Annotated in this window: 25 protein-coding genes and 3 pseudogenes; 16 read left to right on the top strand and 12 right to left on the bottom strand. The window is 37.1% G+C overall.

What is annotated here, in order from left to right:
* Positions 1–96 precede the first annotated feature (96 nt).
* Entirely contained in the window at positions 97–561 is a 465-nt protein-coding gene (locus ACZ9EE_RS02695) for a UPF0158 family protein (RefSeq protein ID WP_476025145.1), read from the top strand.
* Between the two features lie 449 nt (positions 562–1,010).
* On the top strand, positions 1,011–1,439 hold the full coding sequence (locus ACZ9EE_RS02690; RefSeq protein ID WP_476025144.1) for an NUDIX hydrolase: 429 nt from the start codon (positions 1,011–1,013) through the stop codon (positions 1,437–1,439).
* Between the two features lie 81 nt (positions 1,440–1,520).
* On the opposite strand, the gene ACZ9EE_RS02685 is transcribed toward ACZ9EE_RS02690, so the two are convergent.
* Positions 1,521–1,916: a DUF3224 domain-containing protein gene (locus tag ACZ9EE_RS02685; RefSeq protein ID WP_476025143.1), complete on the bottom strand. Its 396-nt coding sequence runs from the start codon at positions 1,914–1,916 to the stop codon at positions 1,521–1,523.
* Between the two features lie 172 nt (positions 1,917–2,088).
* Positions 2,089–2,836, bottom strand: a pseudogene (locus ACZ9EE_RS02680) (MBL fold metallo-hydrolase).
* 112 nt (positions 2,837–2,948) lie between these two features.
* Here ACZ9EE_RS02680 and ACZ9EE_RS02675 point away from each other — a divergent pair.
* From ACZ9EE_RS02675 to ACZ9EE_RS02645, 7 genes are all read left to right on the top strand, one after another.
* The gene (locus ACZ9EE_RS02675; RefSeq protein WP_476025142.1) at positions 2,949–3,074 is read left to right on the top strand and encodes a hypothetical protein; all 126 of its coding nucleotides are present in this window, start codon (positions 2,949–2,951) and stop codon (positions 3,072–3,074) included.
* Positions 3,075–3,218: 144 nt separating this feature from the next.
* Positions 3,219–4,049 (top strand): basic amino acid ABC transporter substrate-binding protein, encoded by an 831-nt coding sequence (locus ACZ9EE_RS02670; protein WP_476025141.1) that lies wholly within the window; start codon positions 3,219–3,221, stop codon positions 4,047–4,049.
* 79 nt (positions 4,050–4,128) lie between these two features.
* A complete protein-coding gene (locus ACZ9EE_RS02665; protein WP_476025140.1) occupies positions 4,129–4,791 on the top strand; it encodes an amino acid ABC transporter permease in 663 nt (220 codons plus the stop codon).
* Positions 4,788–5,510, top strand: coding sequence for an amino acid ABC transporter ATP-binding protein (locus tag ACZ9EE_RS02660; RefSeq protein ID WP_476025139.1), 723 nt, complete (start codon positions 4,788–4,790; stop codon positions 5,508–5,510). The genes ACZ9EE_RS02665 and ACZ9EE_RS02660 overlap by 4 nt, the downstream gene beginning before the upstream one ends.
* A gap of 11 nt (positions 5,511–5,521) precedes the next feature.
* Positions 5,522–6,718 carry a M20 metallopeptidase family protein gene (locus ACZ9EE_RS02655; protein ID WP_476025138.1) on the top strand — a complete coding sequence of 399 codons (1,197 nt, stop codon included), beginning with the start codon at positions 5,522–5,524 and terminating at the stop codon, positions 6,716–6,718.
* Between the two features lie 150 nt (positions 6,719–6,868).
* Positions 6,869–8,146: an allantoate amidohydrolase gene (locus ACZ9EE_RS02650; protein ID WP_476025137.1), complete on the top strand. Its 1,278-nt coding sequence runs from the start codon at positions 6,869–6,871 to the stop codon at positions 8,144–8,146.
* Positions 8,147–8,800 (top strand): beta/alpha barrel domain-containing protein, encoded by a 654-nt coding sequence (locus ACZ9EE_RS02645; protein WP_476025136.1) that lies wholly within the window; start codon positions 8,147–8,149, stop codon positions 8,798–8,800.
* 376 nt (positions 8,801–9,176) lie between these two features.
* Here the strand turns inward: ACZ9EE_RS02645 and ACZ9EE_RS02640 are convergent, their stop codons facing one another.
* The 9 genes from ACZ9EE_RS02640 to ACZ9EE_RS02600 all read right to left on the bottom strand — a co-directional run bounded on the left by ACZ9EE_RS02640 (position 9,177) and on the right by ACZ9EE_RS02600 (position 16,108).
* Positions 9,177–9,443: a hypothetical protein gene (locus ACZ9EE_RS02640; protein ID WP_476025135.1), complete on the bottom strand. Its 267-nt coding sequence runs from the start codon at positions 9,441–9,443 to the stop codon at positions 9,177–9,179.
* 534 nt (positions 9,444–9,977) lie between these two features.
* The gene (locus ACZ9EE_RS02635; protein ID WP_476025134.1) at positions 9,978–10,565 is read right to left on the bottom strand and encodes a cupin domain-containing protein; all 588 of its coding nucleotides are present in this window, start codon (positions 10,563–10,565) and stop codon (positions 9,978–9,980) included.
* 582 nt (positions 10,566–11,147) lie between these two features.
* Entirely contained in the window at positions 11,148–11,369 is a 222-nt protein-coding gene (locus tag ACZ9EE_RS02630; protein ID WP_476025133.1) for a hypothetical protein, read from the bottom strand.
* Positions 11,370–11,380: 11 nt separating this feature from the next.
* A complete protein-coding gene (locus tag ACZ9EE_RS02625) occupies positions 11,381–11,557 on the bottom strand; it encodes a spore germination protein (protein WP_476025132.1) in 177 nt (58 codons plus the stop codon).
* Positions 11,558–11,582: 25 nt separating this feature from the next.
* A complete protein-coding gene (locus ACZ9EE_RS02620) occupies positions 11,583–11,822 on the bottom strand; it encodes a hypothetical protein (protein ID WP_476025131.1) in 240 nt (79 codons plus the stop codon).
* Positions 11,823–12,430: 608 nt separating this feature from the next.
* A complete protein-coding gene (locus ACZ9EE_RS02615; protein ID WP_476025130.1) occupies positions 12,431–14,491 on the bottom strand; it encodes a catalase in 2,061 nt (686 codons plus the stop codon).
* Between the two features lie 356 nt (positions 14,492–14,847).
* A complete protein-coding gene (locus ACZ9EE_RS02610) occupies positions 14,848–14,946 on the bottom strand; it encodes a YjcZ family sporulation protein (protein WP_476025129.1) in 99 nt (32 codons plus the stop codon).
* A gap of 37 nt (positions 14,947–14,983) precedes the next feature.
* Positions 14,984–15,106 (bottom strand): YjcZ family sporulation protein, encoded by a 123-nt coding sequence (locus ACZ9EE_RS02605; protein ID WP_476025128.1) that lies wholly within the window; start codon positions 15,104–15,106, stop codon positions 14,984–14,986.
* A gap of 885 nt (positions 15,107–15,991) precedes the next feature.
* Positions 15,992–16,108 carry a YjcZ family sporulation protein gene (locus ACZ9EE_RS02600; protein ID WP_476025127.1) on the bottom strand — a complete coding sequence of 39 codons (117 nt, stop codon included), beginning with the start codon at positions 16,106–16,108 and terminating at the stop codon, positions 15,992–15,994.
* A 325-nt stretch (positions 16,109–16,433) separates the two neighbouring features.
* Between ACZ9EE_RS02600 and ACZ9EE_RS02595 the strand changes: the two genes are divergently transcribed.
* Complete coding sequence (locus ACZ9EE_RS02595) at positions 16,434–16,658, top strand: hypothetical protein (protein WP_476025126.1); 225 nt, start codon at positions 16,434–16,436, stop codon at positions 16,656–16,658.
* A gap of 288 nt (positions 16,659–16,946) precedes the next feature.
* Here ACZ9EE_RS02595 and ACZ9EE_RS02590 read toward each other — a convergent pair whose 3' ends face one another.
* A complete protein-coding gene (locus tag ACZ9EE_RS02590) occupies positions 16,947–17,138 on the bottom strand; it encodes a DUF2187 family protein (protein ID WP_476025125.1) in 192 nt (63 codons plus the stop codon).
* Between the two features lie 633 nt (positions 17,139–17,771).
* Here ACZ9EE_RS02590 and ACZ9EE_RS02585 point away from each other — a divergent pair.
* From ACZ9EE_RS02585 to ACZ9EE_RS02560, 6 genes and pseudogenes are all read left to right on the top strand, one after another.
* Entirely contained in the window at positions 17,772–18,233 is a 462-nt protein-coding gene (locus ACZ9EE_RS02585) for a hypothetical protein (RefSeq protein ID WP_476025124.1), read from the top strand.
* Between the two features lie 187 nt (positions 18,234–18,420).
* Positions 18,421–18,501 (top strand): annotated as a pseudogene (locus ACZ9EE_RS02580) (ASCH domain-containing protein); the annotation flags it as partial.
* A 107-nt stretch (positions 18,502–18,608) separates the two neighbouring features.
* Entirely contained in the window at positions 18,609–18,779 is a 171-nt protein-coding gene (locus ACZ9EE_RS02575; protein ID WP_476025123.1) for an ASCH domain-containing protein, read from the top strand.
* Between the two features lie 525 nt (positions 18,780–19,304).
* A complete protein-coding gene (locus ACZ9EE_RS02570; protein ID WP_476025122.1) occupies positions 19,305–19,958 on the top strand; it encodes a hypothetical protein in 654 nt (217 codons plus the stop codon).
* A 179-nt stretch (positions 19,959–20,137) separates the two neighbouring features.
* Positions 20,138–20,392: pseudogene (locus ACZ9EE_RS02565) on the top strand (aminoglycoside 6-adenylyltransferase); the annotation flags it as partial.
* A gap of 190 nt (positions 20,393–20,582) precedes the next feature.
* Positions 20,583–21,101, top strand: a complete 519-nt coding sequence (locus tag ACZ9EE_RS02560; RefSeq protein ID WP_476025121.1) for a DinB family protein — start codon at positions 20,583–20,585, stop codon at positions 21,099–21,101.
* Positions 21,102–21,319: the final 218 nt, after the last annotated feature.

Here is a 21,319-nt window from a genome sequence, read left to right as displayed (position 1 = left end):
CGCACTACTATAGATAAAATTCCAGAGATACAGTATGTTTCTTCGTTTTTAAAATAGTTATAATTATTTATCAAAAATTAAAAAGGTGAACTAATAATGAGCATACAAATAAAACTAAACGATATTATTGAGGAAATGGAGTTGCAGTTTGAAGAGTCACGTTCATTCCTAAATATTAAAACGGGTGAAATAGTGCTAATATCATCAGAAGACTTGAGAGCAGCTGAGGATGAAGAACCATTTGAAGATTTACCTGAATGGGAACAAGAAAATAGAATGGTTGCAAATGATGTGGTTGAAAACTTTGATAATTATATAGAGCTACCTACTAAATATGAAGTGAATGAGTATGAAATAATGGAGAACTTTTGCTTAACCGTCAGTGATGATCGTAAACAGGAATCCTTATTAAAGGCAATTAAGGGTAGGGGTGCTTTTAGGAGGTTTAAGGACAAAACAATAGACTTTGAAATAGAGGAACAATGGTACTTATTCCGTGACGACTGTTTTAGACAAATTGCGATTGAATGGTGTCAGGAACATAAGATAAACTTTATTTGAATAGTAATGTTTAAGAGAGATTGAGGAAGAAACAGGCTTAAAGAGTGATTACATAGAAAATCTAAAACTTAGATATATTGTACATAGAATTAAGGAAAATCAAGAAATTCGAATTCAATATGTGTTCATTGGAAATGTATCAAAAAATATTAGGTTAATGGAAAGTGATGAAGGTTCGTTAGCGTGGGTTGGTAATAAAGATATTCCTAGCCAAAATGTCTCTGCCACCACGATTGAATAGTTAAACACTACAATGAAATAGGGAAATTTACTGAGAATCTTTATGTAGGTTCAATGTGGTCTTTAAAAGGAAACCCTACTATTACTTGGGGACTTTTAAAGGATTGGGAAATGTAATTCTTTAGTTGAAATCACTTTTTTATTATTCCAATTGTGAGATGTGAATTATTGTACTTAAGCTAACAGGGTGATACTCTTCCTAAAGAAGAATGGCTGTTGAAGTAAAAAATGGGGGAGTACTTGTGAGAAATAGAAGTTCAGTCGTATTAATAAAAGATAAAAAGGTTGGACTTATAAAAAGAGTTATAGAAGATTCTATATACTATGTATTTCCAGGAGGTGGAATTGAAGAAGGTGAGACACCTGAAAAAGCTGCTAAAAGAGAAGCCCTAGAAGAATTGGGAGTTGAGGTTATCATTAACGAATGCATTGCAGAAGTTGAATTTAATGGAACTCAATACTTTTATCTGTCTGAAATCATTGATGGAACTTTCGGAACTGGACAAGGCGAAGAGTTCACAGACGAGAATAGAGGCAGAGGAACGTATTTGCCAATGTGGATAGACATTGAAAGGTTATCATCTATTGAGGTTAAACCGAAAGAAGTTGCTTTAAAGGTTCAATCCTTATTGAAGTAACGTGGGAGAATAGTTAAAGAAGATCTTTCGACGAAAAGGACATTCCAGGTAGTACAGAAATGCCCTTTTTTTACTGTTTTGTTAGAATTTAAAGTCTAGAATCATCTTACTGGTTTCACCTGCAAACTTATAGTTATAAGACCCTTTCAAGCCTTCAAAGTCACCGGTTGCCTTGATGATTGTTCCTGGAGAAGCTAGATTTCCTTTATCAAATATTCCTTGCTCTAAAGCCGTGAATGTCCCATGTTTTCCCTTGTAGCTTCCTTCAAAATGCAGAAATCCGGAAATTTTCGAAGTAGCTAAGTGACCATCATCTAAAGTAGAGTCTATATAAAATAATAAATATTCAACAAAAGCTTTTCCTGTTAATTCACCCTTAATATCATATTCGACATGGGCAATATTAATAGGGAATTCTTTTCTAGTGTCTTCTACTGGCTTTTCATCCCATTTGCTTACTGTAAATGTTACCTCCATGGTAAATCTCCCTTCATTTTAAAATAGTGCATTCACCTCTAGTATAATATCCAAAAAGTACCATTATCAATAATAGAATAAGATTACTTTTATTAATTTTTCTTTACTAACTTTGTAAAATACTACACTCAGAGTTACGGGTGCGAATCTTCAATTAAGAGGAATCTTTTATCTAAAATATGTATGATTCTCCGTCATTTGGTACTAAAACATTTGTGGAGATTCCTCTTTCATTAATAAAGCTCTTTAATTCTTCTCTGGACAATGCCCAATGGTTTATCTGCTTCCATATGAACAGCAATAATTTTTGCGTCAGGCGCAGCCTTATACACTTCATAGACATCATCTTTACCCATGACTAAAGATCCGCCTTCAAAGAATTGATTATCCCCAGCATTCACTACAATAATTTCAGGTTTGTGTGTATCGATTACTTTTTGAACTGCATCATACCATACGGTATCACCAGCTACATATAAAGTTTTCTCTGTTGAGTGTTTGAAAACAACACCACATACTGAACCAGCAAGTTTTAAAATTTCGCCTCTTCCATGTTCGCCTTTAGTTTTGATTAATTTGATACCCTCAAAGACTGTATCCTCATGTAAGACCTCTATATTTTGGAACCCAGCATTTCGAATTTCTGTTGCATCTTCTTCATTTTGGGCAAATATTTTGATCTCTTTTGGCAATGCTTCTTTAGCAGCATCGTCCCAATGATCTAAATGAAGATGAGTAACGATAACAGCATCGATATTATTAATAATGTTGTCAATGGATGTTGGTAAACCTATCAAAGGATTATTTTGTTCTTGTCTTGGTGAATTAGGGAAAGGAGGGTAAGTTCCCTTTTCCGCTAACATTGGGTCGATTAAAAACCTTTTCCCTGCGTAATCCACAACGATTGTTGCATTACGAATCTAATGAATGAAAATGAGGTTTGAACAAAAAAAGAACCTCTTGGTAGAATGAGAGAGTCCTAAAAGCTGGCCAGCAAAAAAAGGACAATCCCAAATACCAGGAGGTCTTAAAATGAATTATAACCAAAATGAAAAGATTGCTCAAATCACTTCGCAGACTCTTATTATAGGTTTCTCCATGTTTGTGAGTGTTTTTTTGTTTGGATTAAAGTTAACAAACCATAATTGGTTTTCATAATAGTTGAAATAATTTTACTAATTAAACATTTATTTAAGGTATTGTATTTTTCTATGTATAAAATTACAATGAGTTACATAAATAAAACATTTTACTGTGATAAATCGGTAAAGGAATAGAGTGAAATAGGGGAGGAAAAACATCATGAAGAAAGTCATCCAGTTCTTAATCATTACAGCAGTGGCTCTAATGGCAACTGCATGTGGTACTCAGCCTAAATTACCTGCACAATCAAAGAGTGAGCAGAGTAAAAAAGTAACCGAAGGAAATACATTTGAAAATATAAAAAAGCAAGGCGTTCTTAAAATTGCTGTGGATGATACATTTCCACCAATGGAATACCGTAATGATCAAAACAAGTTAGTAGGTTTTGATATTGATCTTGCAAACGCCATATCAAAAGAGCTTGGTGTAAAAGTAGAATTTATCCCAACTGCATGGGATGGAATTTTACCAGGATTAGACGCTAAACGATATGACATCATTATGTCATCAATGAATATTACAGATGAAAGAAAGCAAAAGGTTGATTTTGTAGAGTATATGAAATTAGGACAAGTGGTAGCAGTAAAAACAGGAAATCCTGATAAGATTCAATCGAAAGCAGATCTTTCTGGAAAAACAGTCGGTGTACAACTAGGGTCAACTAGTGAAAGTGCAGCGAAAGAGATTAAGGGAATAAAAGAATTAAAGACATACAATGGTTATACGGATGTATTTAATGACTTAGGTCTTGGCCGTTTACAGGGAGTTATTGTTGCAGAAGCGGTTGGTCGTTACTACAAAACGACTAAACCTGATGCTTTCGATGTTGTAGGCAGTTCATTCCAAAGTCTTCCAGTAGGGATTGCTGTACGTAAAGGTGATAACGAACTGGAAGCAGCCTTACAAAAAGCGGTAAAAACGGTGAAGGATAACGGAGCTTACGCAGAAGTTAGTAAGAAATGGTTCGGAACAGACAAATCTAATGAATAAAAAGGGGTACGGATAAATCGGAGTTCTGATTTATCCGTCTTATTTTTACTTTATGCTTTTTTCAAAAGGAGAGAGGGAAATGAACGACTTTCTATCATTTGCAGTAACTTATCTTCCCTACTTATTACAGGGGGCATTGGTCACTGTTGAAATTGCCGTTATCGGGATCGTAGCAGGAAGTATTATAGGATTACTATTCGGTCTCGGCCGTGTATCTAACACAAAACTATTTTCACAAATTAGTAGATTTTATATTTGGGTGATTCGAGGAACTCCCCTTTTGGTGCAATTATTCACCATCCATTTCGCGATCCCTTCCGTATTTCCTGTATTGACGATGCCGCCTTTTGTTTCCGCCTGCATTGCATTGTCACTTAATGCAGCTGCCTATATTGCGGAAATTGCCAGGGGCGCCATTCAGTCGATTGATAAAGGGCAAATGGAAGCAGCAAGGTCGCTTGGATTAAGTTATGGACAAGCGATGAGACGGGTTATTATACCACAAGCGTTTCGCCGCATGCTGCCTCCGCTAGGAAATGAATTTATTGCGTTAATTAAAGAATCCTCCCTCGTATCAACGATCGCTTTATACGATTTACTCAGAACAGGTCAGCAAATAATAAGTAGTACGTACCGTTATATGGAGATCTTTTTACTAGTTGGTTTAATCTACTTAGTGCTTACTACGATCATGACATTTATCGTTGGGAAAGTGGAGAAAAAGGTAGGTGCTTATGAATGATAACATGCAATAATGTAATCAAAACATTTGGTGATTTAGAAGTTTTAAAAGGTGTCGATTTACATGTCTCGCAAGGTGAAGTGGTCGTCATCATTGGACCGAGCGGATCAGGGAAAAGTACCTTTCTTCGTTGTATGAATCATTTAGAGTTGATTGATGGCGGGAGTATTACGATTAATGGGAAATTGGTAGAAAACAAAGAGGCTGCGTTGAATAAACTTCGTCAAGAGATCGGAATGGTTTTTCAGCAGTTTAATCTTTTTCCACATATGACCGTTTTGCAAAACATTATGGAAGCTCCTATTTTATTGAAAAAAATGACTAAAGCGGAAGCGAAGAATAAAGGAATCGAACTTCTTAAAAAAGTTGGGCTTGAAGCAAAAGCGGACGAATATCCAAACCGGTTATCTGGAGGGCAAAAGCAGCGTGTAGCGATCGCTCGAGCATTAGCCATGGAACCAACGGTTATGCTATTCGATGAACCTACTTCTGCCCTTGATCCGGAACTTGTCGGTGAAGTACTTTCGGTCATGAAGCAGCTGGCAAAGGAAGGGATGACCATGGTCGTCGTTACTCATGAAATGGGCTTCGCCAAAGAAGTAGCTGACCGGGTTATCTTCATGGATGGCGGAAATATTATTGAACAAGGAATTCCAGAGGATGTTTTTGGCAATCCAAAGCATGATCGGACGAAGGAATTTTTAGGTCATATTAGATAGGGGGAGCCGGCATGTTGAAAGATTCAAAGTCAGAAATCACCTCAATGATTGATGATAAAGTAGGACAATGGTTTCCTAAATTGGTTGAAATAAGAAGAAATCTTCATATGTATCCTGAAATAAGCAATCAAGAATTTAAAACAACTGAAAAAATAAACGGATGGTTACATGAATTTGGGATTCAACAAATTCCATTGAGCTTAGCTACTGGTACTGCTGCAGAAGTAAAGGGAATCGAACAGGGACCAACGGTTGCCATACGAGCGGATATTGATGCTCTCCCGATTCAAGAAGAAGCAGATGTCCCATTTCGTTCAAAAATTGATGGCGTCAGTCATATGTGCGGCCATGACGTTCATACAACGATTGCACTTGGTGCAGCGGTTATTTTAGAAGAAATGAAGGACCTAGTCCCTGGAAATGTTCGGATTTTGTTCCAGCCAGCTGAAGAATTTGAAGGCGGCGCAGAATCTATGATCCAGCAAGGATTATTGGAGGGCGTAAGTTCTATTATCGGCCTTCATAATGTTCCCGAACTTCCTGTTGGTCAGATCGGTGTGAAGGAAGGATTTTTAATGGGAAGTGTAGATGATTTTACTCTAACCATAAAAGGGAAAGGCGGACATGCTGCGCTTCCAGAGAAAACCATTGATCCAATCGTCATTGGCAGTGCCGTTGTCAGTCAGCTGCAAACATTGGTCAGCCGTACGATTTCTTCTAAGGAATCGGCAGTTGTCACCATCGGTTCCTTCCAAGCAGGGATGACAAATAATGTCATTCCAGATAAGGCGATTCTCAAAGGAACGGTCAGAACTTCCAATGAACAAGTGAGAAAGAAAATATATGAGGTATTTACACAACTTGTTACTAATACCGTGGCAGCCCATGGTGGGGAAGTAGAAATTAAGTATGAGTTTCTACTGCCTGCTGTCTATAATGATGCCCGTGTAGCAGAAATTGTTCAGTCAGCAGCAGAGACAATCGTTGGGAAAGAAAATACGGTACGGGCAGAACCAACTATGGGTGGTGAGGACTTTTCTTTTTACCAAAAAGAAGTACCTGGCTGCTATGTGTGGCTTGGTTCAGGGAATGAAGAAAAAGGGATTAAATATGGGTGGCATCACCCGAAATTTATGGTAGATGAAGAGGCCATTAAAATTGGAGTAAAATTAATGGTTCAATCAGTGTTTAAATTATTGGAGAGATAAACCGTTAACTTTGGAGAAAGATTCCATTTTCGTCGCCAATAAAAACATAAAGATTAGGAATCCTGCTTTTTTTCGGAAGGAAACAGCAGGATTTTCTCTATACTAAACATTCAAACGAAGGGAAAATGTAATCCTATGGAAGCAAATTACATGGAAAGTTTAAATTTAACGATAGATGGAAACCGTCTTTGGAACCAAATAATGGCCTTTGGAAAGATAGGAGAAGGAGACAATGGCGGGGTCACTCGAACATCCTTTGACCAAAAGGATATCGAAGCAAGAAAAATCTTTCTGAAACAACTAGAACAAGCTGATTTATCCCCTTATATAGACGCAGCGGGGAATATCTTTGGGCAAATAATCGGTAAAAATCCCGAATTACCTGCCATTCTTATTGGTTCTCACTTGGATACAGTAAATTCTGGCGGGCGTTTCGATGGCGCCATGGGTGTTCTAATGGGAGTTGAGGTGCTTTGTACTCTGAAAGATAAAGGAATCCAACCTGAAAGAACAATAAAGGTTGTATCCTTAACCGATGAGGAAGGGGCTCGTTTTGATTATGCTTTTGTAGGCAGTACCGCATTGGTCGGGACAGAAGGCTCGGAAAAATTAAAGGAAAATTTAGCTTCAGCAACAGATAAAGATGGAATCACCTATTTAGAGGCCATGAAGCAAGCCAGTCTAGAAGGGGAATATTTTAACCAGATTAATCCAGAGCTATTAGAACAAGCTCAGTTAAATAAAAATGACGTAAAAGCTTATATTGAAGTACATATTGAGCAAGGCAAAGTACTAGAAAATAAAGATTTAGCTGTTGGAATCGTGACGGGGATCTCTGGTGGAGAGTGGGCGGAAGTAACCATCATGGGTGAAGCGGGGCATGCAGGAACGACCTGGATGAACGAAAGAAAAGATGCTTTAACAGCTGCAGCAGAATGTATAGTAGCGATTGAGAAAATCGCACAGGACAGTAGCGGAAGTGTGGCAACAGTAGGGAAATTGGAAGTAAAACCTGGAAGTAGTAATGTTATTCCTGGAAGAGTAGATTTTACACTGGATGTTCGGGATATAGCAAATGAGCGTCGTAAAACTACGATTGCTAAAATCTATGATTCCATCCGAGCCGTAGCTGCAAACCGTGGTTTAGGGTGTGAAATTAGGCAGGTTCAATCCCTATCTTCTGTGATGAGTTCGCCAAGTGTGATGAAAGCAGTAAAAGATTCTCTGCAAGAAATACAGTATCCTGTTTATGAATTACCAAGCGGAGCGGCACATGATGCGATGGTGTTGGGGGAACTCACAGATATTGGTATGATTTTTGTGAGAAGTCGTAATGGCATCAGTCATCACCCGGATGAGTGGAGTTCGTTTGAAGATGTGGCCCTTGGGTGCGAGGTACTATTCAGAACTGCGTTAAAACTTTTATAAATGATTTTGTGTATTCCGTCTTTTCAGTGGCTAATACCTACAAGCTGCAAGCTACAAGCAGCAGATGCCGTCTGTTTTCAGTCTATAGAAAGAAGCATTGCAATCGAAAAAAAAGTAACAGGCATTATCGCTACTGCTTTCGGTTGCCCGTATGAGGGAATCATCTCGCAAGATCGAGTGTTGAAAATGATAGAATCCTATATAAATTTCGGAAATTGTCAAATTTGTCTCGCTGATACGACCGGGTTGGCCAATCCAAAACAATTTCAGCACATGATTCAAGAGGTCAATCACCACTTTCCGGACGTACCCATCTCCCTGCACTTCCATAACACGCGAGGATTGGGGCTTGCCAACGTCTTGGCCGCCATTCAATTGGGAGTTACACGGTTCGATAGCTCCATCGGAGGGCTCGGCGGCTGTCCGTATGCTCCTTTAGCCGTTGGCAATGTCTGCACGGAGGATTTAGTGAATATGACTGAGTCCATGGGAATATCCACAGGGATCGACCTGGATGGTTTAATCGAGACCGCCAAATGGACCCAACAGCAAGTCAAACGCAAACTCGATGGCCTTGTCATGAAAGCGGGACCCATAGGTTTACTATCTGTTCCTTATGAAAAATCCATCTTAAATGAAAATGGTAAGATGTAGCAGGTGAAAATATGTAATGGCTGAAAAAACATTAAGAGAACAGAATTATCGAAACATCGCTCCGCTTGTTTGAGATACAATTTTTTCACAGAGTGAAGGTGGACCAGATTTGTGAAGGAGGTAGAAACATTGAAGGGAGGGTTTTATCGAATATCATGTCAAATGATGAAATGCCTACGCCTACTATTATCCATGACCAATTTATCTCTTACGTATTAGAATAGGGGGAGCGGCGTAAGAGCAAAGGAATACGCCGGTGGAAAGGATGCATGCAATCATAAAATCATTTGTTTCAATGATCCATTTGTTCATAAACAAAAAAGGAAACAGCCATTCAACTGTTTCCTTTTTAAGATGTGATTATTGGTGGATATTATTAGGGCCTTCCTGTATCAGCCCTTACTGTGGTTAAGTAATCCGGGATTGCTGCTGGTACTGATGAAGACTCTAATGACTTCGGCTGGTCAGAATTCTCTTTTAAGGTTTGGCTGGACAGTGATCGGAATTGGTTCTTTATCTTTTCGATGTTTTCTGGAGAGGCAATGCTTTTCAGTTGATTAATGACTTTAGAGCGAGATTCCTTATTCCTCAACAGGTAAGCGGCTCCACCGATGGCTAATGTGCTAACAATCTTATTTAACATAATATCTCATCCTCCTTGTCGATATATTTATACCCTTTAATCCTATTGTTAAACAGTTATAGGGCTTTATTTCTTTTTTAGGCGATAGAAGGTTAGAGTTTTTACTATCAAATTGAATTCTACTTAGGTTTATGTATATCATTTTTGGTAGGGTAAAGGCTTTTACGGGTGAAGTAACTAACAGATGCTTAAGGTTAAGAAAGGATTGCTGAGGTGATCCTTTTTTCTTGTTGCATTAACTGGCAGCATTCCTCTAATGAAGGAAAAGGGAGTTTGAACAAAAAAATAACCTCTTGGTAAAATGAGAGAGTCCTGACGCTGGCCAGCAAAAGGACAAATCTTTCAAATACCAGGAGGCTTTAAAATGAATTATAACCAGAATAAGAAAATAGCTCAATTAACTTCGTGGCTTCTTTTTTGAACGGGGGTTAGTTAATAATAGGAAGCATTTGATGAAAAGGGCGACATAAAAAAGTATGGAATTTTCCATACTTAAAAAAATCGCTTTATTTATCCATCCTAATATTGATGTTGCTAATATTGATAATAAGGATTTTGATAGAACTGATTATATTGTGGATTTTGATAAGGGATACTTGCAAATCTTTTGTTATTAGGAGGACCTATAATTGTTGAGGCTTTAATTGGTTCAATTGCTTTTCGCCATAGATTGACATCAAGTCCGTAGGTATGAGCCATAACATTCGGAGGCGTTAACCTTAAGATATCGGAACCAAAAATAACTTCAGGAGACGGTGCATTAAAGATTGATAAAAAGTGTGTGTTATCAACAGTAGCCATTTGATAATGCCACCATCCTTGTGGAATATTTGCAACCTGACTTGGTGTAATCTGGAAATTGAGGATTTGTTTAGTGAAAGGATTTAGTAATGAAACTAAAACTGCTCCAGAAATACAATACACTAGCTCTGCTGCGTTTTGGTGATAATGTGGTTCTACAATATTGCTAGTACTTAGGAAAATATCCAGTAAAGACATATTTTCCAGTGTATTTAACTGTTTAACACCTAGTACATTAATATAATTTTGATTATCTTTTTTAAAAAAGGGACTTGCATTTACATCAAAAGTGAATTGAGTTGAAGGAGATGTGTAATCCATAGATGATTTCCTTCCCTTCTTCGCTGGGGTAGCCTAAGACATTCTATGCCTATTATGGAATTGTATATAAATTAACAGTACCATAAACGGTCGTTTTCAGTACTATTTTAGATATTTATGTTAATGTTGGTGGAAGATGAGGAAAATGCGGATTTACAATGTTAAGCAATATTAAGAAGTAAAAATGCTTAACTTAACAACAATAAGGGGTTTGTGAGACATGTATATGAGACATTTGGAACCCTTTAAATACTGTTATATCCGTCATTCTCAATAGAGTAAAACCCTATTGATACAAACCTCATAAAATCTTGATATATCAGTATTTGTTCCCTTACGGTTGTAAATTGCAAAATCTTGACGCTGCCCCAAATAGAATGAACAGCGTTCCTTATGAATGCTGTTCATCTTTTGTATTCCTCAACGCGGGTTCTGAAGTTATATGGAGAGGTACCTTATACCTTTTATTAGTATTATTATTAGGTTTATCCTTTTTGAGATTAACATTCCTTCCTACGTTAAAATAACCATTTTCAATCTGGGTGATAAAGACATTTGGTATATTAATTTTAAACATAAATATCAAAATCCTTTAATTATACCAGAAGGATGATCAACTCCATCTGGATCAATTATAGGTGCAAAGCTCATAATCGGGTTGAGATCTCCATTATTAACTTGGCCTTGTTGAATTTTCTGATTCAGTGCAGGAGCATTTAGAATACCACCAAGACCTGCTATATTGAAGGAACTTCCATGTTGAACTCCCGATGATTTAATACCCCCAATAAAGATTGGAAACATTAATACACCCCCTAGTAGTAACCACTATTCGCAGCTGGATAATCTGTAATATCAGGATCATAAATTGGATTGTGACTAATCAAGGTATTACGGTCACCGTTGTTTAGTGTACCAATTTGATTTTTTGTATTGCTTGAAGGATTAATGATAAAGTTAGTACCGATATTGACTGCAGAAGCAGCAGTCACGGAATTAACCTTAAATACACCAATACTAATATTCATTATTGACGGGATTTAGTCCATTTGTGCCCAAGGGGATTGCAAAATTGGGTAATTGAGAGTTTTCTATACCTTTGAAATCGTCAATTGGTAACTCCTCATCCCTGAATATAATTGTGTCCCCATGAGATTCGCCATGCTTATTCAAAGTCATTCCGACATTCACTATACCGTTTAAATTTGTAATTTTAAATTGGCCAATGTTACAAATTAAATTTCCGATTAAAGCCATCCTGCACCTCCTGAATGCATAACTGTTATATATTATGAATAATAAAATTGATCGGTGCTTTAATGCCTCTTTTATTTCTGGGCTAAGGGATCGTATACAAAATTAAGTAAATTATCCGTTCCCATGCAGGCACAGGACTGATAGCAAAAGGCGGAACCCCAAGCTTATATACGTAAAACAGAAAATTGAAGCGATTTGAATTGAAGAAAAAAAACAAGATCTACGTACAGTATGATGCAGCAGGAAATCTAGCTTATCAAAATGATTTGGTTAATAATAACCTCAATCATTATATTTTTTGATACAGCGGATCGTTTAGTAAAGGTGACAGGTCAAATAACAATGAGCTAAATTACAATTACGTTTTAAATACAATATCAGTTCTGTGCATGCTAAGACTGATGGCGAAATGACAGGAACTACAGGTAGGTCTTTATCACTTAATCAAATAATGTCAATCTAACAAATGTTCCAACAGATCCTACGAATCCATATCGAAACAAGAAATGGCGGTGCTAGGAACGGTTAGGAACGTCTCCCTAGCACCGCCATCTCTTCGTTTTACCTAATTTTGCAAGTAAGCAAGCTGTCCTATATGACAGCCCCTTTTACTTCCTGTTCCAAAATCGTTGCTTCGCAATTGCTCTGACAAATGCTTCCCCGAAGTTGTTAGTGCCCGAAGCAAAGACGACACCCTCAAGCTCTCCGTTTTCCGGGGGCTGTATGTACGCTCCCCCTGTGGTCGCCACGCCAATCGGTTTGTGATACTTGTATGTCCCTTGGATAAAGTCTTTCACAAACCAGTCAAAGGCAGCTTGATTTTCCACGCGTCCACCAACAACATACAGAGAATCATAAAGAACATGGTTCGTCGCTTGGAAATTTTGGTCCACCGTGATGGTCGACCCTTGTGCTCCTGTAACCGTACCCAATCGATCGCTGACAAACTCCACGAAGACTCCATGTTCGACGAGCGTGTTCACCACTGAATTGACCTCTTGATCGAGAAACCCGTTGCCAATTAGAACGCCAACCCTCATGGTATAGGGGAGATGGGGTGTATTGGCTTGACTCAGAGCTGGAGAGGACGCAGAAACGGAAACTTGCTTGGTCGATGGTGGTCGTACGCTGATGTGTGAAGCAATGGTGGAAGCCAATGTATGGTCCACTTGTCCGAACATGTCGACGACTTGTTGACGAACAGATTCGCTCTTCACTTTTGAGAGTTGAAAAATGAATGACTGTAATATATGGTTTTGTTCAATGTCAGACAAACTATTCCAGAACAGACGTGCTTGGGAAAAATAGTCCTTAAACGAGTCGCTTATGGCTTTGGTGGCTAAGCCTTTTACCTTTTCGGGATAGAATTCGTACCCGCCCTGCTCGGCCGGTGTTGGACTGGGTGTATTGCCCGCTAGAGAGTTTTGATAGTAGTTAACCTGGTCAATATCGATACGTTGGCGATGAGCCCCTTCTCGTTGGTAGTTGTGAAAAGGACAAAGCGGTCGATTGATAGGTATTTCATTGATGTTCGGACCACCCAATCGATACATCTGCGTATCGCGATAAGCGATAAGTCGGCCTTGTAAGATAGGATCGTTGGAAAAACCGATGCCCGGAACCAAGTTGGTTGGATCAAAAACGGATTGCTCGGTCTCCGCAAAAAAGTTGTCGACATTACGGTTTAGTGTCAGCTTTCCGATGATTTGAACAGGAACGATTTCTTCTGGCCAGAGCTTCGTCGGATCGAGAACATCAAATTCGTATGCGTGTTCTTTTTCCTCTTCGATCATTTGTACCCCAAATTCGTACTCGGGATATATCCCGCGTTGAATCGCCTCATGGATATCTCGCCGGTGAAAATCGGGATCCAACCCGCCGATGATGAGGGATTCTTCTTGGAGAAGCGAATGTACGCCGAGGACTGGCTTCCAATGAAAGCGTACAAATGTTGAGGTTCCTTGGTCATTGAAGAACCGGTATGAATTGATCGCAAAACCCTCCATCATTCTCCAACTTCTTGGCAACGTCCGATCCGACATTAGCCACATGATAAAATGCGCCGACTCCTGGTTATTTGCTACAAAATCCCAAAAGTTATCGTGTGCTGCTGAAGATGTCGGCATATCCGTGCGTGGATCCGGATTGGCCGCATGATGTGAATCGACAAATTTCTGCGCGTCATTCACGAAGAACACCGGTAAATTTAATGATAATAGGTCCCAATTGCCCTCGTCAGTATAAAATTTCACTGCGAAGCCTCGCAAATCGCGCGAGGTATCGATCGATCCGCGACCGCCATGATTTGTTGAAAAGCGTACGAATACGGGCGTACTTGCACTTGGATTCTGCAAGAATCCCGCCCTGGTATAAGGCTTCATCGACTGATAAACCTGGAATGTCCCGTGAACACCGAACCCTCGGGCATGGGCGACGCGTTCTGGAGTACGTTCTCGGTCAAAATGCATCAGCTTATCAAAAAACAGAAAGTCCTGCAACAGAGCAGGACCTCGAGGTCCTGCCTTCAATATCCCGTCATTGTTGGATGGCTTTAATCCCGCACTCGTCGTAAGGGGTTTTCCTGTATTCTGAACACGAAATTCCTCAAGTTGTTCATTTTTTTTGTTGCCTTGATTCTCTCTTTCGTTAGAAACGTCATCGTGATTCATAGTTTCCCATACCCCCAAGTCATCATGCATTTCACACTTTAGTATATGTATGCCCGAGTTCTCCCCAGTATTCGAATCCTCTTAAACTGGTTATGTGATGTGGCAAATGCCCTTTTGGAGCTAACGGATTACGTACAGTGGGGGGTGGTAGAACTTCGGAAGAAAACTGTTTCCATACAGTCGAGGAGGTACAGTCGCAAACCGTTTTGAAAGACTCTCTAAGGTAACATAAATTTCCAAGTAACACCAAATAATGAAAACAAATAAAAAACTGACTCAAAAGAGTCGTCATTCAACGACCTTTTGAGTCAGCTTCCACTTAAAGCATTTATTTGAAAAGAGAGATTCGTATCAAATTAGTTACAGTAAACTGCACCAACGATGATCAAAAGAATAAACAAGACAACAATTAAAACGAATCCACTGCCATAGCCGAATCCACCGTAACCCCACATAGTAAATCTCCCTTTTCATAGAAACTAATTTTTTGTTTTAATAAAAACCACCAAATCCTCCGTAGCCACCGCCTACATAGGATGCTCCTACAATAATCAGTAGGATAAATAAAACAACAATCAAGGCAAAACCTGCACCGTATCCTGCTCCATCAGACATGTTAAAACCCCCTTTCACATTGTAATTACAAGCTATGTAAAAAAAGAAATAATGTAAGGGCATTTTAAACATCAATGATTATAAAATTAAAGTTCTTAACGAAACGTAAACCTTAGGTCACTTTTACTAATTTAGATGCCTATTTTATACTTGTGAAGTAATTATTTCTCCCTGATTTCCCCAACTAAACAAAGACATTGCAGCTTCCGCAATGTCTTTGTTACTCCATAAAGAAAATTGATTGATATGAAGGGATTACCCAAAGTAACTATTTGTGCAGTGCCACTTGTAATAAAAGAAAAATATCCATTATTTATCGAGGCCGGTTTCATCAATTACATAGTTGCATTTTTGTTATAAATTTTTTCTCGCTTTGGAAAGGATAACTAAGCAGCTAATACAATCAAGTTTTATCCCAATAACATAATATATTAGAACCCTTATGAGGAAGGAGGGTTTCTGATGCTTTGTTATCCGGGATACAGATATTGAGGACCTGGTTGTCACGGGCCGGGTGCCCCTGTAAATGTATTAGATGCTATTTGCATGGAACATGATAATTGTTATCGAATGTCTGGAAATAGAAAAATGTGCGATCAAATGTTTATAAATAGAACGAGACGGCTTATCAATCAACCTGGTAAAATAGGAAGAGATGCAGCAATTATGAGTGCACTGATACAATTGAAGTTAATGTTTTAAAATGTTGCCAGGCACCTTATAAAAACCAACGGATCCGCTAGTGAGCGATCCGAACAAATTGTATTTCAAAGAACAGTAAGGGGCTTTATTAGGTGAATATATATTCCAATGCCTTTTGTCTATACTCTGAAGCCTTATAAAAAGGCTTTTCCAACACTTTAAAGCGTTATTTCCGTTTTCAGATTAATACCAGCAAGATGCTCCCTTGATGATTAAGAGAAAAAACATTACGACAATTAAAACGAAACCGCCTCCATAGCCGAAGCCTTCGAAACCACCGTAGCCACCGCCGCAGCTCACTTTCTATCATATGAGAGGTTAATAGAATTGGAAATCACGTGGCTCATCAGAAGCAGAATATTATACCGGTTGCACTTCAGTTTGTTTAAGGATTCAAAATCTGGTTGTTCATTGATTGGATAACGATAAATTCCCAGATGCTCTTAACAATACGGTGGATGAATACCGTAAATCTTTTACTGATGCGGGTTTCGTTTCCCTATTCAAAAAATTATTATTTCAATACAATTTATACTAAAATGGACAAGTTAGAGTGAATCTACCTTTACGAAAAAGTGCCTCTCACATAAGCTATAGTATGTCTTATATGAGGGGAGGAATTTTTGTGATTTTTAATTATGAAAGAGCGCGCCATTTCGAAGGAAAAATTGTTCGATTCCGAAATGAAGATAGAGAATGGCATGTTGGAAGAGTTGCGAAAGTGACTAAAGAAGGAATACAAATTGAGGAGCTTATCGCTAATTCTAATGAGGGATATGGCTATGGACTTTGGGGACCCCCGAGACCATTTTTAGGATACCCAGTATTGTTTGATCTATTATTCTTTTGACAAAGTAAAGGCAAGTTATCTCATAAGATACTTGCCTTTTTATTTTTACAAGATAATTTTTATTTATAAACTAATGAACAGGATTGAAACTTGGATGACCTTCTTTAAGGACACGGAAGGAAATCTTAATGCCTTAATGAGAGAAGTTCAATTTTAAATAAATTGTTGAATTGTGAATAATTACACTTAAACTTAGTAAAAAGCCTTTATCGTTGATAACTTAGTAATTATCGATAAAGGCTTTTATATCGGCACTTATATTAATTTAAACTGATGTCCAGGCTTTTTTTATAATTGTAATGCTGCTTTTTTAATAACTTCGTAGTTTTTATGGTTGATAACGGTTACATTATTTTCATAAAAAATTTCCGTAGGATTTATATGTATTTTAATCATTACGGAGTTTTCATAAACCTTTTCCACAATCCCGATAATTCCTTTATTAGATCTAATCTGATCATTAAGCTCTGCAATAATCATGATGTCTCACCCTTTTTAACTATAATTTACAGAAAATTCCCTAATATTGCAACCCTTTATTGGAATGAAGAGTAAAAAATACGGTTAAAAACATGCTTATATCTTATTAATATGAATATCTGAAAAGGTACTCTTTTTATATAAGGATCAATAATGATACTCGCGAATTTGTTTTAAAAAATATGTAAAGTAATGTACTTAACTTAAATGGCAGGATAGTTTAACAAAAGAATGGATTTATATGGTAAAATTTTATTAGGGAGTAGTAAATAAAGGAGTAATTGACCAATAGAGGTAGTCGCTTTCTTACTACCTGGATAGTGCAAAAAAAGGAGGGGCTTTTGGTTAAAAGTTCTACGTAAGGGGTTAGATGTAGAAAAGAGCGAAAAATACCTGGTTGGATAATGGCTGTTGTTTTCCTATTTTCATTATTCGTATCCATTTAAGGATTTTCATTGAACTAAAGGATGCATTACTGACAGTAATGCTTTTTTTCGTCTTCAAGTAGCGGAAGTAAACTTTAAGCGGGATTAGAATTTTAAGGCATTAGATACTACTCCAAGATCTGAAACTTTTTCAATATGTGAACCGTAGTGTATAACATATTAATTTTCCCATTAGGAGGTTGATTAATTGGAAAATCGAACAGATCAAGTTAAAACTCTTTTAAGGGAGCTTAGGGGTACAATTAGTAAACCCATTTCAAAGAAGCTCGATTTAGATAAATGTGAACAGATGGTTGAAAAGTTAGGTTCGTTTTCATCAAGTTGTATGGATTGTCAGCAACAACTACTTGAATTGATGAATTATCTAACACTAATAAAAGAGAATATAGACAGAATAGATGATACTAAATTGAAGCAATATAAACAATTAATCAATCAGATCACTTCTCATCTCCAGAAAAAGCATAAGTTGATCCAAGAGGGATACTATCTTGGAATTTTCATGTCATTGGGGATGAGCTTAGGTGTTGTTTTTGGATTAACGGTATTTGACGGTATTGGCTTAGGAATATCATTTGGAATGTGCATAGGGTTAGCAATCGGAGCTAGTATGGATGCAGATGCGAAAAAAAAGGGAAAAACGTTTTAGTTAATAAGGGCGAAGCACACCCAAATCCAGTAAAGAAAATTAATTTACTTATTAAACTGAAGGGTGCATTACTTGAACGTAGTTGCAAATGGCAGCTTTTTGTTTCTTCAACTAAACAAGCAGAATAAAAGTAAACCCAGATGCACCAAAAGATTATGTGGTATGGGCATTTGGCGATACAAAGGAAATGGCTGATGAACTTGCAAAATTAGTTTTAGAAGGAACTAAAACAGCGACTACATCTAATTTCACATTGTATGAATTAGAAAAAGAGCCATTACATTCTGTTGGTCTATACAATATAATTATTAATGGAGATGAAAGGCTGTCGCAATCGTTTAAACAACATCTGTTCAAGTTGTCCCTTTTGATGAAGTGCCAGCGGAACATGCATACCTTGAAGGAGAAGGAGACCGTACGTTTAGGTATTGGAGAGACGTTCATGAGTGGTTCTTCAAAAAGGAATTAAATGATATTAATCAGGAGTTTCATTATAAAATTCCAGTCGTAAGTGAAAGATTTCGACTTATTTATAAAGGAGCATAGGATTTTTATTATTACTATGCTTATGGGATCTTTACTTTAAGTGAACGAGCAACATTGTGAAAAATTGTACTTTAACTATTGGGTGCAAGAGTTTAAGATCGGTAGCTTCTTCGGCAGCTTTATTTTTGTTCAGCTAACTGGGAAGGTTTCGTCAATAATCTTTCCACAACTATTGGTATTTATTGTATAATTTTGATTTAGATACCATAGGAGGGAAGTAAATGATATTAAATATATTAACACCGATATCAATATTAGCAGGACTGGTTATTCTTGGATTACTAATGGTTAAGTTAGTTAAGGTGTTAAAAAAATAAGGGGTACAGGTTAAATTCATCAAGACTAATAGTCTTTTTTTATACTAACATATGATTCTGAAGAATTACACATAATGTTACGGATGCGTTTCTTCAACAAGGAATACTGTTTTTCTAATTGAAGTTAAGGGGTAGGTTTGTTGATAAAACTACATTTTACCTTAGTTAAAAAAGGGGAGATTAAAATTTTTAAGAGAGTCGGTATACGATGATAAAAAGTAAATTGGCACTTATTAGTTCAGTTATTATTTTAAGTATATGTATGTATTTATATTTCCCGTTTCCAAATAATGTAATGTTAGAAGCTCGTTCTACATTCATGTCGTTTCCAATTCGCAATCAAGATGGCTATAGTTTACTTGGTATAATTGGGTCCGTTTTGTTTATAATCGCCATGATATTACTTGTTATTGGTATGAAGAAATATCACTTTCGAGCAATAATAATAGTTATTATCGTATATGCACTTTTACCCCATCTTCTAATTACGATGTACCAAGAAACATTAGCAAGTGGCATTACAGCAATTTCATACGACGGTAACGGCAAGTGCAATTTTGAGTCTGTGAGCAAAGATTTATTGAATGGGGAATGCGATCTTGTATTACAGAATCGAAGTAACGAGGCTGTGTCAATTGAATTAGAATTTATAGATTCTTTTTTTACGAAAGACGAAGTACGAATGGAGTCACTTATGAATTTAGCTGGTCCGTATAGAATTACGATAGAAGCTAATCGTAAAAAATCTATTCTTTTGAAGGAATTACTCGAATTATCAGATGTTCCAAAACATATTGAAGGAGGAACTTCATCTGATATTCATTTTAAGGTAAATGACGGGGAGACTACACGCACTTTTTAGTAGATGTTTCACTCTCTTAAATAGAGAGATTGCATGCCTATTGAAAATTTAAAATAAAGTGAACTGGGTATAAAGCTTTTTAGAACTAACGAATTATTTTGTGAACCTTGTACTTAAACTAGCGCGTCCAGTACTGGAACTACGGTAATGCTTTTTCTAATTGAAGTAACGGGCAGTTTAACACAAGAAGGATTTCTCATTACACTCTAGAATATTTACATAAAAAACCAAGGTTGGATAAAGAAACTTATTCTGATAATAACTATAAGAATTTTTGGAGTTCTATATTTGTCACTTGTGAATTGTTTCGAACGTTAGCGAAAGATGTTGCAGAACATTTAATGTATACATATCCAAGTGAGGACGATAAAAAAATGACGGGGTTCCTTAAACACGTAAGACAATTACCAGTTGATGCAAAAGGTATATATTAACATATGTTTAATTGTAAGTTTGTGAAGGAATGCACTTAAACTAACTATGTGCAAGAGTTAAAGACAGGGATCGCTGCGGCGACCTTTTTACTTGTTGAGCAAACGAAGCAGGTTGGTGGTAGAAGGGGACAAAGTTTGACATAAAGTTTCTGTGATGTAATGATATTCCTATAAAAAGGAGAGGATTCAAATGACACATTTTGCAATACAGTTTTATGATTTTAACGTATGGGCAAATGAACAATTTTTCAAGAGATTAAAAGAGCTTCCAAAGGATGTTTACCATCAAGAAGTCCACAGTGTGTTTTCGTCTATATCGAGTGTATTAGCCCATGTTTATCTTTCCGACCTTGGTTGGATTGAAGTTTTTTCTGGTAAAAGTATGAACCATGCATTAATGATAGCTGACCAACTAAAAGAGCAAACAGAGTCAAAAGGATTAGAGGAAATGGAGACAATGTTTTTTGATTTATCGGAGCGATACAAATCTTTCCTTAACCATAAAGAAAATATAGACAAATCTCTTGAAATATTGAATCCAACTGGCGATTTAATGAAAACAAATGTGTCGGAGTTAGTACCCCATGTTGTAAATCATGGAACATATCACCGTGGGAATATGACAGCTATGTTTCGACAAATGGGTTATGCTTCTGTTTCGACAGATTATGGTATTTATTTATATTTAAAAAACAAAGGCTTAGCGTAAATATCCAGAAGATTGTGAAGTGTTGTACTTAAACTAAACCAGCTAATAGTTTGTCAACATTTTTCACTAAAAAACGTAAATTACCCATGTTATACTAAAAATGCGCATGGCAAATAACCTTCCGTTAGTTTATTTCTGGAAGGTTTTGTTTTATTTAGTTAGATTTTGTTTCTAAGCAATATCATGAAATGTGGTCTTGTTTTTTAATAGGGCATAAA

Source organism: Bacillus sp. URHA0034, from assembly GCF_056280405.1.
This window is presented reverse-complemented; position numbering and strand designations above follow the sequence as displayed.

Coding starts and splice junctions, on each gene's coding strand:
- ACZ9EE_RS02560 (WP_476025121.1), top strand. CDS start 20,583: ATGACACATTTTGCAATACAGTTTTATGATTTTAACGTATGGGCAAAT.
- ACZ9EE_RS02620 (WP_476025131.1), bottom strand. CDS start 11,822: ATGGCTTTAATCGGAAATTTAATTTGTAACATTGGCCAATTTAAAATT.
- ACZ9EE_RS02690 (WP_476025144.1), top strand. CDS start 1,011: ATGGCTGTTGAAGTAAAAAATGGGGGAGTACTTGTGAGAAATAGAAGT.
- ACZ9EE_RS02640 (WP_476025135.1), bottom strand. CDS start 9,443: ATGTTAAATAAGATTGTTAGCACATTAGCCATCGGTGGAGCCGCTTAC.
- ACZ9EE_RS02665 (WP_476025140.1), top strand. CDS start 4,129: ATGAACGACTTTCTATCATTTGCAGTAACTTATCTTCCCTACTTATTA.
- ACZ9EE_RS02610 (WP_476025129.1), bottom strand. CDS start 14,946: ATGTGGGGTTACGGTGGATTCGGCTATGGCAGTGGATTCGTTTTAATT.
- ACZ9EE_RS02685 (WP_476025143.1), bottom strand. CDS start 1,916: ATGGAGGTAACATTTACAGTAAGCAAATGGGATGAAAAGCCAGTAGAA.
- ACZ9EE_RS02655 (WP_476025138.1), top strand. CDS start 5,522: ATGTTGAAAGATTCAAAGTCAGAAATCACCTCAATGATTGATGATAAA.
- ACZ9EE_RS02660 (WP_476025139.1), top strand. CDS start 4,788: ATGATAACATGCAATAATGTAATCAAAACATTTGGTGATTTAGAAGTT.
- ACZ9EE_RS02695 (WP_476025145.1), top strand. CDS start 97: ATGAGCATACAAATAAAACTAAACGATATTATTGAGGAAATGGAGTTG.
- ACZ9EE_RS02630 (WP_476025133.1), bottom strand. CDS start 11,369: ATGTTTCCAATCTTTATTGGGGGTATTAAATCATCGGGAGTTCAACAT.
- ACZ9EE_RS02615 (WP_476025130.1), bottom strand. CDS start 14,491: ATGAATCACGATGACGTTTCTAACGAAAGAGAGAATCAAGGCAACAAA.
- ACZ9EE_RS02645 (WP_476025136.1), top strand. CDS start 8,147: ATGATTTTGTGTATTCCGTCTTTTCAGTGGCTAATACCTACAAGCTGC.
- ACZ9EE_RS02650 (WP_476025137.1), top strand. CDS start 6,869: ATGGAAAGTTTAAATTTAACGATAGATGGAAACCGTCTTTGGAACCAA.
- ACZ9EE_RS02675 (WP_476025142.1), top strand. CDS start 2,949: ATGAATTATAACCAAAATGAAAAGATTGCTCAAATCACTTCGCAGACT.
- ACZ9EE_RS02635 (WP_476025134.1), bottom strand. CDS start 10,565: ATGGATTACACATCTCCTTCAACTCAATTCACTTTTGATGTAAATGCA.
- ACZ9EE_RS02670 (WP_476025141.1), top strand. CDS start 3,219: ATGAAGAAAGTCATCCAGTTCTTAATCATTACAGCAGTGGCTCTAATG.
- ACZ9EE_RS02590 (WP_476025125.1), bottom strand. CDS start 17,138: ATGATTATTGCAGAGCTTAATGATCAGATTAGATCTAATAAAGGAATT.
- ACZ9EE_RS02570 (WP_476025122.1), top strand. CDS start 19,305: ATGATAAAAAGTAAATTGGCACTTATTAGTTCAGTTATTATTTTAAGT.
- ACZ9EE_RS02605 (WP_476025128.1), bottom strand. CDS start 15,106: ATGTCTGATGGAGCAGGATACGGTGCAGGTTTTGCCTTGATTGTTGTT.